Source organism: Hymenobacter busanensis (assembly GCF_008727865.1).
Classification (GTDB): Bacteria; Bacteroidota; Bacteroidia; order Cytophagales; family Hymenobacteraceae; genus Solirubrum; species Solirubrum busanense.
In genome coordinates this window covers 1-14178 of record NZ_VTWU01000005.1, presented here as the reverse complement: position 1 = coordinate 14178, position 14178 = coordinate 1, and the positions used below count along the sequence as shown (strand labels likewise).

Genomic DNA, 14178 nt, shown 5'->3' with positions numbered 1-14178 from the left:
TTCTATGCGCTCTGGGCAAAGGTGTAGCCAGATGAAGCCGTCGGCGGTAAGTGCTTAGGAAGGCACGGCAATTTTTTTCGACGGGGCGTGTAACCATTGCCTGAAGCGCAGGTTTCCGCGGCCGTGTGATGCAGCCTGCCCACCAGGCGGCCGTTCTTATTCATCCCCCAACCGTTACGCGCATGAAATACTTTTCCGCTCTGCTGGGTCTTTTCGGCCTCTTACTGCTCGCCGGCCCGGGGTGGTCCCAAACCAGCGCCTTGCTCACCGGCACCATTCAGGACGACAAAGGCGCGGCCGTGGGTTTTGCCACCGTGGCGGTGGTAAAAGCCGGGGCCACCGCCAGCGTTACGGGCACGGTGGCCGACGCCAACGGGCGGTTTCAGCTCCAGGCACCGGTAGCGGGCACCTACGTGCTGCGCATCAGCTCGGTGGGCTTCCTCGCGCAGGAAACGCCGGTGTTTGAGCTTAACGCGGCAGCGCCCGGCCGGGACTTTGGTACCCTCGTGCTAAAAGCCGACGCCAAGCAGTTGGCCGAGGTCAACGTTGTGGGGCTGCGGCCGACCATCGTGCAGGAAGCCGACCGCATGGTGGTGTCGGTGGCCGGCACGGCCATGGCGGCCGGCAACACAGCTTTCGACGTGCTGGTGAAGTCGCCGGGTGTGTTTGTGGACCAGGACGGCAACATTCAGCTCAACGGCAAAAGCGGCGTGACGGTGATGCTCGACGGGCGCCTAACCTACCTCTCGGCCCGGGAGCTGCGCAGCATGCTGGAGGGCATGCCCGCAGCCAACCTGAAAAACATCGAAATCATTACCAATCCGCCGGCCAAATACGACGCGGAAGGCACCTCGGGCATCCTCAACCTCAACCTGAAGCAGAATACCCAGCGGGGCCTCAACGGGAGCGTGTACGCCAGCACCAACTACAACTTTCAGCAGGTGGGGCACACCTATGGCGCCAGCCTGAACGCCAAGCAGGAGAAGTGGAACGGCTTTGTAACCCTGGACGCCTCGCGCCGGGTGGGCGGGCGCGACGCCACGTTCACACGCATCTTCTATGGGGAGCGAAGCACCACGTACTTCAACCAGCAGGCCACCGGCAATTTCGTTTCCACCAGCCCGCCGGTCGTGCGCCTGGGCGCCGACTACAGCCTGACGAAGCAGCACAGCGTGGGGTTTATGGCGGGCTACACCTTGCGGCGGGGCCACTCCGACTTCCTGACCGATACCTACTTGGGCTCGTCGCCGCAAGAGCCCACGCGGTACATCGACGCCGATAACTTCAGCCGCTCGACCTACCAGAACTACACCGGCAACCTCCACTACAACGGCAAGCTCGACACGGCCGGTACCACCCTGACGGCGGACCTGGACTTGGTGCGAATCGACAACCAAGGCGAGGCCGACTTCTTCAACGTTTTCACCGACCTGGGCACCCAGCTCCGCACCCAGAACGTGGAGTACACCAACACCGGCTCCGACCTGCGCATTTACGCGGCCAAGGCCGATTTTACCCGGCCGCTGGCCGACGGCCACAAAGTGGAAGCCGGCGTGAAGTTCAGCCAGGTAACGGCCGACAACGACTCCCGCTTCTACTTCAACAACGGCGCGCTGGTGCTGGATCCGCTGCGTACCAACTACTTCCACTACCAGGAACGCATTCAGGCCGCTTACCTGAACTGGAGCGGCCAAGCCGGCGAGCGGCTGAAGCTGCAGGCCGGCTTGCGGGTCGAAAACACCCAGTCGCTGGGCGAGTCGTACACCACGGGCCAGGCCACCCGGCGCCGGTACCTGAACCTGTTTCCGAGCGTGTTTGCTCAGCGGCAGGTTACCCCCGACTACGACCTCGGCTTTAGCTACAGCCGCCGCCTGAACCGCCCGAACTACGGCAGCCTGAACCCTTTCCGCTTCTACCGCGACCCGTACACCTACGAGGAAGGCAACCCCTTCTTGCGGCCGCAGTACACGCAGGCCTTCCGCCTCACGCACACGCTGCGCAAGGTCTACAGCCTGGCCCTCACCTACGACTACCAAACCGCTGTCCTTTCGGAAGTGCCCATTCTGGACGTGGAGGCGGCCACCACCAAGTACACCACCGACAACCTCGATACCGGCCACCTCATTGGCCTGACCGGGGTGGCCCCGTACAAGCTGGCCAAGTGGTGGGACACGCAGAACACCGTGGTGGTGTCGTACCGCAAGTTCAGCACCAATGCCACCAATGGCTTCTTGGTCAACGAGCAGCTCTACTACATGCTGCAATCCAACCACACGCTGCTGCTGCCCGCGAAGCTGCGGCTGGAAGTAGAGGCACGGTACCTGGGACCCACGGCCTCGGGCCTCTACCAGATCAAACCCATGCACTGGGTGGGCATAGCCCTCAAGCGCAGCTTTTTGCACGACAAGGTGGACGTAACTCTCAACGCCAACGACCTGTTCAAAGGCTACCGGTACCGCTTCAGCACCAACATCAACGGCAACGTGAACGACTTCAACCAGTACTTCCGCTTCCGCAGCGTTGGTCTGACGCTGCGCTACAATTTCAGCAAGGGCGGCAAAGTGGACACCAAGCGCCGCAACACCACCCTGGAAGAAGTGAACCGAGCCGGGTAAGCCGACCACGTGTGGCAGCCGAATCGTTGCCCAAGCGCGAAGGGGTTACAACCCGCAGCCGAAGGCAGTCGAGTGCCAGACGGCCACCCGCGCTCCAACATGACCGCCTTCTAGCGCCCGGTTTTAGCCCTCGCCTTCCCCGCCGGGCACCTCGCCCAGCCCATACGTCGGGTGCCAGTAGTGCGGCGCCAGGTCCTGCTCGGTGACGAAGTACGGGCGCTCAGCCGGCTCGAAGCCGGGCAGCAGAACATCCGGGGCGTACTCTACCCGGCTCAGATAGAGGCCGTGTGCGGGGGCGGCGCCGCTGGCGGCAATGCGCTGCTGCCGGTGCAGGATATCGGTAAAGGCGGCGGGCGTGAGGCGGCCGCGGCCCACATCGAGCAGGGTACCCACTACCAGTCGCACCATACCGCGCACAAAGCGGTTGGCCCGAATGCGGAACACGAGGCCGTGCGGCGTGGAGTGCCAGCCGGCTTCGTGCAACCAGCACACGTAGTGGGTTTCGGCGCCCTTGGTTTTGGAGAAGCTGGTGAAGTCTCGCTGCCCAAGCAGATGCGCGGCCGCCTCGTTCATGGCCGCCACATCGGGCGCTTTGTCGAGCCACAGCGCCTGATTCACTTTAAACGGGTCGGGCCGGAGCGTAACGTGGTACTCGTAACTGCGCGCCAGCCCATCGAAGCGGGCATGGGCGTTGGCCCGCACCGGCGAGAGAGCGTGCGCCCCGATATCGGGCGGGAGGGCGCGGTTGAGGCGGTAGAGCAGCGTGGTTTCGTCGAGGTGCGCGGGCATCTCCGCGTCGAAGTGCGCGACCTGGTGGCTGGCGTGCACGCCCGTATCGGTGCGCCCGCTGCCCAGCGTGCTGATGGGCTGGCGCAGCACCTGCGAGAGGCAGCGGTCCAATTCCTGCTGCACGCTCAGGGCATTGGGCTGCACCTGCCAGCCGTGGTAGCGGGTCCCGTCGTAAGCCAGCTCAAGGAAATAGCGCACGTTGCTAGGCAATAAATAATTAGGAATGAAGGATGGGCAATTTCAGCCAGCAGTTAGGCCCTGCCTACTTCTTTCGCCGGGGACGCTACCAGCCAATAGCCAGCAACTAACAGCATATGCCAAAGCCTCACACCACCAGCGCATACAGCAGCCCATCCACCGTCTGCCCATCTTTGGTGATGCTCCGGCGCAGGCGCGCTTCAAAAACGTACCCCGCTTTTTCCAGCACGCGGCCGGAGGCCGGGTTGTAGTCAAATACCGTGGCGTAAAGCCGGCAGAGGTCGAAATGCGCCAGCGCGTGGGCACTCAGGGCCCGCACGGCGGCCGTGGCAATGCCCCGGCCCCAATACGTCCGCCCTATGAAGTAACCGATTTCCGCGGCCCGCCGGTCGATATCGTCTTTGAACAGCACGCTGATGCTGCCGGCTGCTTCGCCGTCGATTTCCACGCACAAATGCAAGTCCTGTCGGCCCTCGGTGCTGCCTACAAACGCGATGTAGCGCTCGGCATCGTCCAGCGCATACGGGTGCGGGAACCGGTCACGTAAATTGCGCCAGATGCCTTGGTCGTTGGCGTGACGCGCCAGATTCGGCGCATCTTCGGTTCGGAACGGGCGCAGGCACACGCCGGCCACCGACAACGGCAGCGTGGGCCGCACAGTATCGGGGGCCGGCGCCGCGCGCATTACAGCTTTTCGTAGATGACTGCAGCCCCCTGCCCTACCCCGATGCACATGGTAGCCAAGCCGTAGCGGGCTCCCTCGCGGCGCTGCATCTCGTGCAGCAACGTGGCCGTGATGCGCGCGCCGCTGGCACCCAGCGGGTGGCCGATGGCAATGGAGCCGCCGTTCACATTCACGCAGGTGGGGTCCAGCTCCAGGTCACGCATGCAGGCAATGGCCTGCGAGGCAAAGGCTTCGTTCAGCTCAATCAGGCTCAGGTCCTGCACCGTCAGGCCGGCGCGCTGCAGGGCTTTGCGCGTGGCCGGAATCGGCCCCAGGCCCATCACGGCCGGGTCGACGCCCGCCACGGCCGACGACACCACGCGGGCCAGCGGCTTGAGGTTGAATCGTTTGACGGCTTCCTCGCCCACCACCATCGTGGCCGCGGCGCCGTCGTTGATGCCCGACGAGTTGCCGGCCGTGACGCTGCCGTTGGCAGCAAAAGCGGGCTTCAGGGTGCCGAGTTTTTCAAGCGTGGTCAGGCGCGGGTGCTCGTCGGTATCGAAGAGCACGGCGTCGTTCTTGGGCTGGGCCACAAACACGGGCACGATTTCGCGGCGGAAGCGGCCCTTCTCAAACGCCTTCTGGTAGCGGCGCTGCGACTCGAAGGCAAACTGGTCCTGCTCTTCGCGCGTGATGCCGTACTGCTTGGCCACGTTCTCGGCGGTTTCGCCCATCGAGTACGGGTGGTGCAGCTTGGCCAGCTTGGGATTCACGAAACGCCAGCCCAGAGTGGTGTCGTGGGCCGTGAAGTCGCGCCCAAACGCTGTTTCCGACTTGGCCATGACGAACGGGGCACGAGTCATGCTCTCAGAGCCGCCGGCCAGGTACACGTCGCCGTCGCCGGAACGCACGGCGCGGGTGGCGTCGATGATGCTCTGCAGGCCCGAGGCGCACAGGCGGTTGACGGTAACGCCGCCTACCGACTGGGGCAACCCGGCCAGCAGGGCGGCCATGCGCGCCACGTTGCGGTTGTCTTCGCCGGCTTGGTTGGCGGCGCCCATTATCACGTCTTCCACGAAAGCGGGGTCCACGGTGGGGTTGCGGCGCATCAGCTCGCGCAGCACGTGGGCGGCCATGTCATCGGGCCGTACGGAACTAAGGGCGCCACCGAATTTGCCCACGGGCGTGCGGACGGCGTCCACGATATATGCTTCAGGCATTGTCTAAATGCGGGTTACCGGAGTCTTTTGGCTACTTTTGCCGGCCCGTCTGGGACGACCTGATTCCAAACAACAAAGATGATACAAAGAATCCAAAGCGTGTTTTTGCTGCTGCTGGCCTTGGCCATGGTCAGCGTGACGTTCCTGCCCATCTGGACCAAAACCGACCCCGTCAGCGGCCAAACCCTCACCATGACCGCCTGGCAGCTCACTGGTTCGGCCCCCGGCCAGGCCTCTATGGGCACCTACGCCATCGGCGTCCTGGCCGTGGCGTCGGCGGCCGTGGCCCTGTTCGAGATTTTTCAGTACCGCAACCGCTTCTTGCAGCTCAAGCTCGGCGCCCTCAACCTGCTGCTGATTTCGGCCACGCTCGGCGCCAGCTTCTACTACTCGTCGCAGGGCGAGCAGCTGCTGAACGTGAAGGTGCCCGGCGACTTCGAGGCTGGCTTCTACCTGCCTACGCTGGCGCTGCTGCTCAACCTGCTGGCCAACCGCTTCATCCGCTCCGACGAGAAGCTGGTACGCTCCATGGACCGCCTGCGCTAAAATCCGCACGCCCAACTACCGAAAAGGCCCCGCCGACAGCTGTCGGCGGGGCCTTTTTGTGTTCATGCAAGGCCGTTAGCTGCGCCCGTTGCCCACAAAGCGCTGCACTTCCTGCACGCTCGAATCGAAGCTGAACGCCTCGTACACCCGGTAGAAGTTCTGGCGGTCCGCAACGTGGGCGAAGGCAAACTTGGCCAGATCGACGCGCGAGTTTTCAAAGTCCAGCCCGGCCAGCAGACGGCGCAGGTCTTCGGCCCGAACGTCACTCTGCTCCAATGCCTGCTTGGCCAGCGTCAGCTTGCTGCTATCGAAGGGCTTGCTTTGCACGGCGCGCAGCAGGTCGTCTACTTCGCGCGGGTCCAGCACGTGGCGGTAGTTGTTGCCATAGGCGCCGTTGGGGTAGCCTTGGTTGTAGTTGCCGCCGTTGCCCGGGTACTGGTTGCCCGCGCCGTTGCTGGGGTATTGGCTATAGCCACCGTTGCCAGGCTGCTGGTTGTAGGAACCGTTGTTGCCATAACCATTTTCGTTGCCGTCACGGTCGTTGTACCAGTCATCGGCATTGCCGGGAGTTGGCCAGCCGTTGGCGTTGCCGTAGGGCGTGGGTTCGTGGCGGTAGCCGTAGTCAGTAACCGGGCCGCCGCGGTAGTTCGCCCAGCCCGCCAGCGGAATTTCGTCGAAGCGCGTGAGCAGCGGCGGGCGGCCGTTGCGCAGCACCAGTACAAAGCGGCTTTCGCGGCCTTCGGGCAGTCGCACTTGGGTGCGGTAGTTTATCACGCCACGCCCGGCCGGTACCTGAAATTCGGCCCAGTGGTAGCCGGGCGCCAGCCGGTCGAACCGCACTTGAGTGAGGCCGTAGCGCCCACCGATGCGCTGCCCGTCGAGGCGCAGGCGGAACGGCAGGCCGCGCTCCGAGCGCACAGCCATGCCGGCCGGAATGGCCATTGCTGCCTGGGCCAGCAACACCAGCCCCAGGCACAGTAGTAAGATTCGTTTCATGGCTTGTCGAGAGCAAAAGCACCGGCCAACACGACCGTGCCTGCGCTGCGTAAGCCAACTTCTATGCCAATCCGCAGGAGCGCTGCAGGGGGTCCAAGCGGCCGCGCGAGAGTAACGCGAACCTTCCGCGTATCGTTGCTGAAGCTTGGTCTACCGTTATTCTGCGATGCGCGAACGAAAAGTTCGGGCTACTCCCCCTCTTGAAAAATCAAAAAGGCCCGCACTGGGTAGTGCAGGCCTTTTGCAAGTCAGCCAGTAGCCTTATTTGGCTTGGTTGATCTTGGTTACCTTGAATTCCGTGCGACGGTTTTTCTGGTACTCTTCTTCCGTCTTTGCCGTCTTGATTACGGGCTTGGTTTCGCCGTAGCCTTTGGCCGTGATGCGCGACTTGTCTACGCCTTTCGAGATGATGTAGTCAACAGCCGACTGCGCGCGTTTCTGCGACAAGGTCTGGTTGTAAGCATCCTTACCGCGCGAGTCGGTGTGCGAGCTAAGCTCGATGCTGATGTCGGGGTTGTCGACCAGCGTCTGCACCAGCTTGTCGAGTTCGGTGGCGGCATCGGGACGGATATCCCACTTGTCGTAATCGTAGAAGATGTTTTCTACCACGATGGCCTTGTTCACCACAATCTTATTGAGCGTGAGCGTCACCGGGATGCTGATGTCGTTCATCTCGTTGGGCAGCTGGTCCTGCGCCGGCGTACGGCCCACAGTGCTTACGCTCTGACGAGCAGCAAAGTACCCCGGACGGTCAGCCACCAGCGAGTACGCGGTAGCCGAGTCGAGCTTCACTTTAAAGGTGCCATCAGCGCCAGCCTGCACGTCCTGCTTCTGGCCCGCAGCGTTGGTGATGGTCACCGTTTCGCCCGACAGCGGAGCCGTAGCCCCGGTTTTGGTATCCAGCTCCTGCACTTTGCCCTCGGCGTAGAAGGTCACCAGCTTCAGCGGCTTCTTGCGGAACATGTACAGGTCATCGGAACCCTTGCCACCGGCGCGGTTCGAGGAGAAAACGCCCATGTCTTTGCCCGTCATGTAGGGCGCAAAGTCGTCGCCGTTGCTGTTGATGGGGGCGCCGAGGTTGGTCACCTTGCCGTTTTTCTCTACCCGGAACAGGTCCAGCTTACCAAAGCCGGGATGCCCGTCCGACGAGAAGTACAGCGTGCCGTCGGGAGCTACTGCCGGGAAGTTGTCGTTGCCGGGGGTGTTGATTTGGTCGCCCAGGTTCTCGGGAGCCGAGAAACGGTTGTTGGCGCCCATCGTGGCTTTGTAGATGTCGTTGCCGCCCTGGCCGCCGGGGCGGCTCGAGGCGAAGTACAGCGTCTGGCCATCGGGCGAGAGAACCGGCGAGAAGTCGTCGGCCTTGCTGTTGTTTACGCCTTTCAGCAGCTCAGGCTGCGTCCACGCACCACCGCGGAAATACGACACGTACAAATCCACGCTCAGGAAGCCTTTCTTCGAGCCGTCGTTCGAGCGGGCGAAGATCATCGTCTTGCCGTCGGGCGAGTAGGTTGCCGAGGCTTCGTGGGTGTTGGCTTTGTTGATGGCCACCTTGTCGGCGTCCTTCGAGGGCGTCGCCGTGGGCGAGCCGGGCGTAGCGCCAGCCGCCGGAGCAGCCGCAGCCGTGCCGCTGTAGGGCGCCACGGTGCCGCCGGTCATCTTGTCCATGTCATCAAACTTGATGGCATAGAGGTCGGTGAAGTTTTCGCCGTTGCCGAGGTATTTCTTGCCGTCACGGCCGGAAGCAAAAATCAGTTCCTTGGTGTCGGGTTTGATAGTAGCGCTGTAATCAGAGGCAGGCGAGTTGATTTGGTCGAGCGGCATTACCTCGTTGTTGTTGCGCATGGCCGTCAGCTGGGTGGAAGCTTTGGCGTTCTGCGCTTCGCGCTCGGCGCGGGCTACGAGGGTACGGTTGGTGCCGTTGGTGGCGTATTGCTGAAACTGGGTGGCGGCTTCTTCAAATTTGCCGTTGGCTTTCAGAGCCAGTGCGTAGTTGAAAGCAGCGTCCGGGTTTTTCACCGCGCCATCCAGAGCCGCCTTGTAGTATGACTCAGCTTGCTCGATGCGGTTGGAGAGGCGGTAAGCCTCCGCAATGCGGTAGTTCGCCATGGCAATGTCCTTGCCCTTGGCCACGTCGGCTTTGTATAGCTCGATGGCGGTTTCGTATTCGCCACGCAGGAAGCGTTTGTCGGCCTTGCTAACGCCGCCGGTGGTGGCGCAGCCGCCGAGCACGGCTACCGAGCCGGCCGCGGCACAGGCAACTATCAGGTTCCTCATAAATGAAAAGAGAAGGGTGGGTGGGTGTGGAAATGAAGCGCCAAAACCGGGGCAAAGCCAATCTAGGGCAAGCAATAATACTAAGAATGCCGTGGTTTCCGGTTAGCGCCGCTGTTTTTTCTATTGCGCCGCAAAATACCGGCGCAGCCAAGTAGTAGCCGCCGGTGCCGGCCAAGCCGTACCAATCTGCTGCCGACGGGCCACGGTGTTGTCAAAATACAGCGTATCAGGCTGCAAGCGGCCCTCGGCTACGGCCTGGCGCAGGTCGCGGCGGTCGAGCAGATGCACCTGCCCATCGGCGCCGAGAAAAGCTAGGGTTTCCTTCGCCAGCAGGTGCACGCCCAATTGCTGCTCTAGCCCGCGCACAAAGCGCACCGACGCGTCGATGGAGCAGCCGCTGGCATCGGCCGCAGCTTCGTCGAGGCCTATTACCAAGAACTGACGGTGCAGAAACGCGGCCGAGGCGTGTAAGGTGCGGCCGTGGCTGGTCCAGTCGGCGGCAAATTGCGCCAGAGCGGGCTCGACGGCCGCCAGCTCCGCCTCGGTCAGCGGGCGGTCGGCCTGGTAAATCCAGATGCGCGCCTCGGGCGGCAGTTGGTCGAAGGATACGTACATATACAGCAGGAAGCAACTCGGTTGGACGGTGCCGGGCTCCGGAAAAAAGACCCAGTCGCGGCCATCGATACACAAGAAAAAGGGCCCGAACCGGCAGAAAGTTCCGCTGGTTCGGGCCGCTAATCTAGGGCCAATTTGTGGGGTTTGCCTAGGCGTTGAGCCCTTCGGCAGAGGCTACCAACTCGGCCAGGTCGAACACCTGCACCGAGCTTTCGCGCTCCTTGTTTTTCACTCCGTCGCTCATCATCGTCATGCAGAACGGGCAGCCTACGGCAATAATGCTGCCCTGGGCATTAGCCTTGGGCGCGGGTGTGGTGCCGGCATTGCCACTTTCCACGCCGTAGAGGGCGTCGAGAGCCGCCGCGTTGCCGTCGAGGGTAGCCAGAGCTTCCTCGGTGCGCTCCACGTTGATGTCTTTCTTGCCGGGCTCGGGCTCTTTCCACATCTGCGCGCCGCCGGCACCGCAGCACAGGCCGTTGGCTTTGCTGCGCTTCATTTCCACGAGGTCGGCATCGAGGGCGGCCAGCACCTCGCGCGGGGCTTCGTAAATATCATTGGCGCGGCCCAGGTAGCAGCTGTCGTGAAAGGTGATGCGGCGGCCTTTGTACGACTCGCCCCCCTGCACCTTCACGCGGCCCGAGTTGATGAGCTGCTGCAGGAAGGTGCTGTGGTGAATCACCTCGTAGTTGCCGCCCAGCGCGGGGTATTCATTCTTGATGGTGTTGAAGCAGTGCGGGCAGGCCGTCACGATGGTTTTGATGCCGTAGCCGTCGAACGTGGTGATGTTCTGCATGGCCTGCATCTGAAACAGGAACTCGTTGCCAGCCCGCTTGGCGGGGTCGCCGGTGCAGGTTTCTTCCATGCCCAGTACGGCGTACTTCACGCCCACATGCTCCAGGATGCGCACAAAGGCGCGGGTCACGCGCTTGTACCGGTCGTCGAAGGCGCCGGCACAGCCGACCCAGAACAATACCTCGGGCTGCTCGTTGCGGGCCGCGAAATCGGCCATGAGGGGAACAGAAACCTGGCGCTTGGCTACTTGCTCAGCCATATATTTTGAAGGAAAGCCGCTAGCTGTTGGCTATTAGCTGTTAATGTTCGAATGCTTTTTCGGCTGTTTGCTTTTGCGGGACTTGCGGGCTGACAGCGAACAGCCACTAGCTAATGGCTACTTCTCGGCCACGTACAGCTCGTCAGCCCAGTTGAAGCGGTCGGAGGGCGAGAAGGCCCAGGGCGCGCCGTTGTTTTCGATGTTCGAGAACATCACGTTCAACGAGTTCGGCGCGGCCGACTCCTCTAGCACCAAATAGCGGCGCATTTCGATGATGCTGTCGAGCGGGTTGATGTTTACCGGGCAGGCTTCCACGCAGGCGTTGCAGGTGGTGCAGGCCCACAGCTCTTCGGGCGTCACTTTGCCTCGCACCAACGAGCCTTCTTCGTCCACTTTCACGCGCTCGGTTTCGGGGTCGTACTTGTTGGGCTGAAAAATCAGCGGCGACTCGTACTTCTCTTCAATCCGGTCGCGCGTGTCCATAATAATTTTGCGCGGCGAAAGGAGTTTGCCTGTGAGGTTGGCGGGGCACACCGAGGTGCAGCGGCCGCACTCGGTGCAGGAATACGCGTTCAGCAGGTTCAGCCACGAGAGGTCGTCGGCATCCTTGGCGCCGAAGCGCTGCACCACCGGCTGCCCGTCGGCGTCGACCGGCGCGGGCGGCACTTGGTAGCTCGGGTCCATCATGGCCTTCACCTCGTGCGTGATGCTGTCGACATTCGAAAACTGGCCCTGTGGGACCAAACGCGAGTAATACACGTTCGGGAAAGCCATGATAATGTGGAAGTGCTTCGACGAAGGCAGGTAATTCAGGAAGGCCAGAATGCCCGTGATGTGAATCCACCAGCCGATGCGCTCCAGCATGTGTAGCGCCGTAACACTATCGGGAAACAAACCCACAAGCAACGAGCTAATGGGAAAAGCGCCCGGCAACTCCACCCCTTCTTGCTGATGCAGCTTCAGATCGGCCGTGTTGAAGGTGAACAGCGCCAGCATCAGCGCCACTTCGATGTAGAGGATGATGTTGGCGTCGAGGCGCGGCCAAGCACGCATTTCTACGCCCGTAAGGCGGCGCACGGGCTGGGTACGGTTGCGGCGCCACCAGAACGCGGCGACGGCAACAATGACCAGCGCCCCGAGAACTTCATTTACCGCCATCAGCGCGTCATACACCGGACCCAGGAAGCTCAGCACCCGGTGCGTGCCGAAGATGCCGTCTATCAGGATTTCGATGACCTCAACGTTGATAACCAAAAAGCCTACGTACACTACCATGTGCAGCAGCGCCGGCGTGATGCGCTTGAACATCTTTTGCTGTCCCAGGGCCACAAGCAGCGTCTTGTTGATCCGTTCGCTCACGGGTCCGCCCATTGCGCGGTCTTTGCCCTTAAGAATATTGGCGCGAATCTTTCGCACCTGCCACGCGAACAAGCCGATGCCGGCGGCCGCAACGAGGAAGAAAAGGATTTGTTGAATCACGGTCGAGGGGTTACGTGAGTGCCAAGATAGTAGGCATGCCTAACACTTTTGCTACGCGAACAAAAGTAATCCGTTTCGGCACAAAGATTTTTTCCGCCGAAATCTTGCAAGCTGAATCGTCGTTCGTATTTTTGCGCTCCGTTCAGCACAACCGAACGGACTTGGTGATGTAGCTCAGCTGGTAGAGCAAAGGACTGAAAATCCTTGTGTCGGCGGTTCGATTCCGTCCATCACCACTCCTGAAACCCTCTGGTACTCCAGAGGGTTTTTGCTTTTTAAGACCTTTCCCTTTAGTTTTTATTTTGTCCGAGGCAACGGATAAGGTAAGGTCGAGAATAAGCATCTTGCTGCAGAAGGCATGCTCAAACTGCCCATTTGAATACCTTCCGTTTGACCTAGTGTCTTGCGCCTATTTGAGCTAACCAACTCCTCGTTGGTGTTCTGGAATTTGGTTCAGGCACGATAATCAGTAGGCCGAAAGTGCGGTAACCCTAGCTGTGGCCAAGCATCGATGGAGTTGTAGTGTCCCAGAGGACAGCGCAGCAGTTACAGAGTTCTTCATTACCCTGCATATAGCCTGGACCCCATCGGCCGCTTCTGCAAGATTTCTGTTTTCAATTCAGCGGCTTGTTGCTCGGCTCGAGAAAGCATCACCTTGTCAGAAACTTCTTCGGCGTCGATGATCATGTAATTTGCGTCTGCCCCAACTTCCGCAGGCCCATTTTCAGCGGTTTTGCGTTTGTCTGCGCCACAGCCCAAGTCAGGTTCAGTAACATTACAAGGATGTTAGCTTATCCATAGTTAAGAGGATAACAGGATCCTGCACAGCAGTACCGAGCAGATAGCCAAAGTCGCTGAAGGTGTGATTATGATGCAATGTGGCGTTAAGGCCAGCCGAGCATATGTCTAGGTAGCTCCCAAGTTGATAAATAACTCAGTTTAAGTAATTCGTCAGCTTTGTAGCACGCTGGCTCAGTCGCACGATGACGGCAACCCAGAGCAATCCTAACTGCTTATAGAACTGTACCATCGCTCCTGCAGGCGCGTGAGTAGCTTGTGCATATAGGCGGTTGCTTCCGTCTAGTAGTTATGGTAAATAGCCGCAGCCACCTAGCCCTCCAGTTTCTCTGCCTGTAGGCGGAGCCCTTGCTCCTGATTAATACCGCCTTTCACGCTTTTCAACTTGCTTGCTAAGCCCACAAGGTATGGAGTGACCGTCTTTTGGGTGGAGGCTGCGCAACTGCTGATTGTCATAGCCCAAGTTTCATCAAGCTGACCACGGGCTGCCCCTGACGAGTCCGGGCTTGAAACTCTGTTAGTGGCTGCTAAAGCCACATAGGCTTTGGATGGGGTTGACGGCCTTACCCTATCTGTCGCCGTAGCAAATAACAGTTGTATTTAAGGGTGAAGTCGGCTGCGGTTACGGGTTCTATGACCCATAGCAGCACTTGCAATTAATTATGGCTTTACACGAATTCTTCGTCAGCGCAAATGATGCAAATTAATGTGTATAGGCAGCGTGCAGCCAAAAATGAAGAGCACATATGCCTGCAAATGTACAGTTTGCTACAAAGGCAAGCCATTGATAGCTTCTCAGCCCTAGCAAAACATATCGGCACCATTAGGGCCGTGCTGCGGGCCCTTGACGCAGCCGCAGTGCCGGGGCGGGGCGGGTGTAAACGGGCCGCGCCCCCCCGCTCGGGTCCGGGCGGGACCAGCGGGGGGGCGCGG

General features: G+C 60.8%; 11 protein-coding genes and 1 tRNA gene. 3 read left to right on the top strand and 9 right to left on the bottom strand.

What is annotated here, in order from left to right; translation table 11 throughout:
- The first annotated feature begins 182 nt into the window (after nucleotides 1-182).
- Nucleotides 183-2615: an outer membrane beta-barrel family protein gene (locus F0P96_RS13570; RefSeq protein ID WP_151079456.1), complete on the top strand. Its 2433-nt coding sequence runs from the start codon at nucleotides 183-185 to the stop codon at nucleotides 2613-2615.
- A 123-nt stretch (nucleotides 2616-2738) separates the two neighbouring features.
- Here F0P96_RS13570 and truA read toward each other — a convergent pair whose 3' ends face one another.
- The 3 genes from truA to F0P96_RS13555 form a co-directional block, all read right to left on the bottom strand.
- Nucleotides 2739-3602: a tRNA pseudouridine(38-40) synthase TruA gene (gene truA / locus F0P96_RS13565; RefSeq protein ID WP_151079455.1), complete on the bottom strand. Its 864-nt coding sequence runs from the start codon at nucleotides 3600-3602 to the stop codon at nucleotides 2739-2741.
- 127 nt (nucleotides 3603-3729) lie between these two features.
- Complete coding sequence (locus F0P96_RS13560) at nucleotides 3730-4287, bottom strand: GNAT family N-acetyltransferase (protein WP_151079454.1); 558 nt, start codon at nucleotides 4285-4287, stop codon at nucleotides 3730-3732.
- Nucleotides 4287-5486 carry a thiolase family protein gene (locus tag F0P96_RS13555; protein WP_151079453.1) on the bottom strand — a complete coding sequence of 400 codons (1200 nt, stop codon included), beginning with the start codon at nucleotides 5484-5486 and terminating at the stop codon, nucleotides 4287-4289. Before F0P96_RS13555 ends, F0P96_RS13560 begins: the two co-directional genes overlap by 1 nt.
- Before the next feature lie 78 nt (nucleotides 5487-5564).
- On the opposite strand from F0P96_RS13555, the gene F0P96_RS13550 reads away from it, so the two are divergent.
- On the top strand, nucleotides 5565-6032 hold the full coding sequence (locus F0P96_RS13550) for a DUF4293 domain-containing protein (RefSeq protein ID WP_151079452.1): 468 nt from the start codon (nucleotides 5565-5567) through the stop codon (nucleotides 6030-6032).
- Between the two features lie 75 nt (nucleotides 6033-6107).
- Here F0P96_RS13550 and F0P96_RS13545 read toward each other — a convergent pair whose 3' ends face one another.
- The 5 genes from F0P96_RS13545 to F0P96_RS13525 form a co-directional block, all read right to left on the bottom strand.
- Complete coding sequence (locus tag F0P96_RS13545; protein ID WP_151079451.1) at nucleotides 6108-7028, bottom strand: proline and serine-rich protein 1 family protein; 921 nt, start codon at nucleotides 7026-7028, stop codon at nucleotides 6108-6110.
- A gap of 261 nt (nucleotides 7029-7289) precedes the next feature.
- A complete protein-coding gene (locus F0P96_RS13540) occupies nucleotides 7290-9302 on the bottom strand; it encodes an OmpA family protein (RefSeq protein WP_151079450.1) in 2013 nt (670 codons plus the stop codon).
- A gap of 120 nt (nucleotides 9303-9422) precedes the next feature.
- Nucleotides 9423-9917 carry a hypothetical protein gene (locus F0P96_RS13535; RefSeq protein WP_151079449.1) on the bottom strand — a complete coding sequence of 165 codons (495 nt, stop codon included), beginning with the start codon at nucleotides 9915-9917 and terminating at the stop codon, nucleotides 9423-9425.
- A 148-nt stretch (nucleotides 9918-10065) separates the two neighbouring features.
- Entirely contained in the window at nucleotides 10066-10926 is an 861-nt protein-coding gene (locus F0P96_RS13530) for a (Fe-S)-binding protein (RefSeq protein ID WP_151079864.1), read from the bottom strand.
- Nucleotides 10927-11085: 159 nt separating this feature from the next.
- Nucleotides 11086-12447: a 4Fe-4S dicluster domain-containing protein gene (locus F0P96_RS13525; RefSeq protein WP_151079448.1), complete on the bottom strand. Its 1362-nt coding sequence runs from the start codon at nucleotides 12445-12447 to the stop codon at nucleotides 11086-11088.
- Between the two features lie 163 nt (nucleotides 12448-12610).
- On the opposite strand from F0P96_RS13525, the gene F0P96_RS13520 reads away from it, so the two are divergent.
- A tRNA-Phe gene (locus tag F0P96_RS13520) sits at nucleotides 12611-12683 on the top strand.
- Between the two features lie 325 nt (nucleotides 12684-13008).
- Here the strand turns inward: F0P96_RS13520 and F0P96_RS21310 are convergent.
- Nucleotides 13009-13134: a hypothetical protein gene (locus F0P96_RS21310; RefSeq protein WP_262714369.1), complete on the bottom strand. Its 126-nt coding sequence runs from the start codon at nucleotides 13132-13134 to the stop codon at nucleotides 13009-13011.
- Between the last annotated feature and the right edge of the window lie 1044 nt (nucleotides 13135-14178).

Coding starts and splice junctions, on each gene's coding strand:
- F0P96_RS13570 (WP_151079456.1), top strand. CDS start 183: ATGAAATACTTTTCCGCTCTGCTGGGTCTTTTCGGCCTCTTACTGCTC.
- F0P96_RS13560 (WP_151079454.1), bottom strand. CDS start 4,287: ATGCGCGCGGCGCCGGCCCCCGATACTGTGCGGCCCACGCTGCCGTTG.
- F0P96_RS13555 (WP_151079453.1), bottom strand. CDS start 5,486: ATGCCTGAAGCATATATCGTGGACGCCGTCCGCACGCCCGTGGGCAAA.
- F0P96_RS13550 (WP_151079452.1), top strand. CDS start 5,565: ATGATACAAAGAATCCAAAGCGTGTTTTTGCTGCTGCTGGCCTTGGCC.
- F0P96_RS13545 (WP_151079451.1), bottom strand. CDS start 7,028: ATGAAACGAATCTTACTACTGTGCCTGGGGCTGGTGTTGCTGGCCCAG.
- F0P96_RS13540 (WP_151079450.1), bottom strand. CDS start 9,302: ATGAGGAACCTGATAGTTGCCTGTGCCGCGGCCGGCTCGGTAGCCGTG.
- F0P96_RS13535 (WP_151079449.1), bottom strand. CDS start 9,917: ATGTACGTATCCTTCGACCAACTGCCGCCCGAGGCGCGCATCTGGATT.
- F0P96_RS13530 (WP_151079864.1), bottom strand. CDS start 10,926: ATGGCCGATTTCGCGGCCCGCAACGAGCAGCCCGAGGTATTGTTCTGG.
- F0P96_RS21310 (WP_262714369.1), bottom strand. CDS start 13,134: ATGATCATCGACGCCGAAGAAGTTTCTGACAAGGTGATGCTTTCTCGA.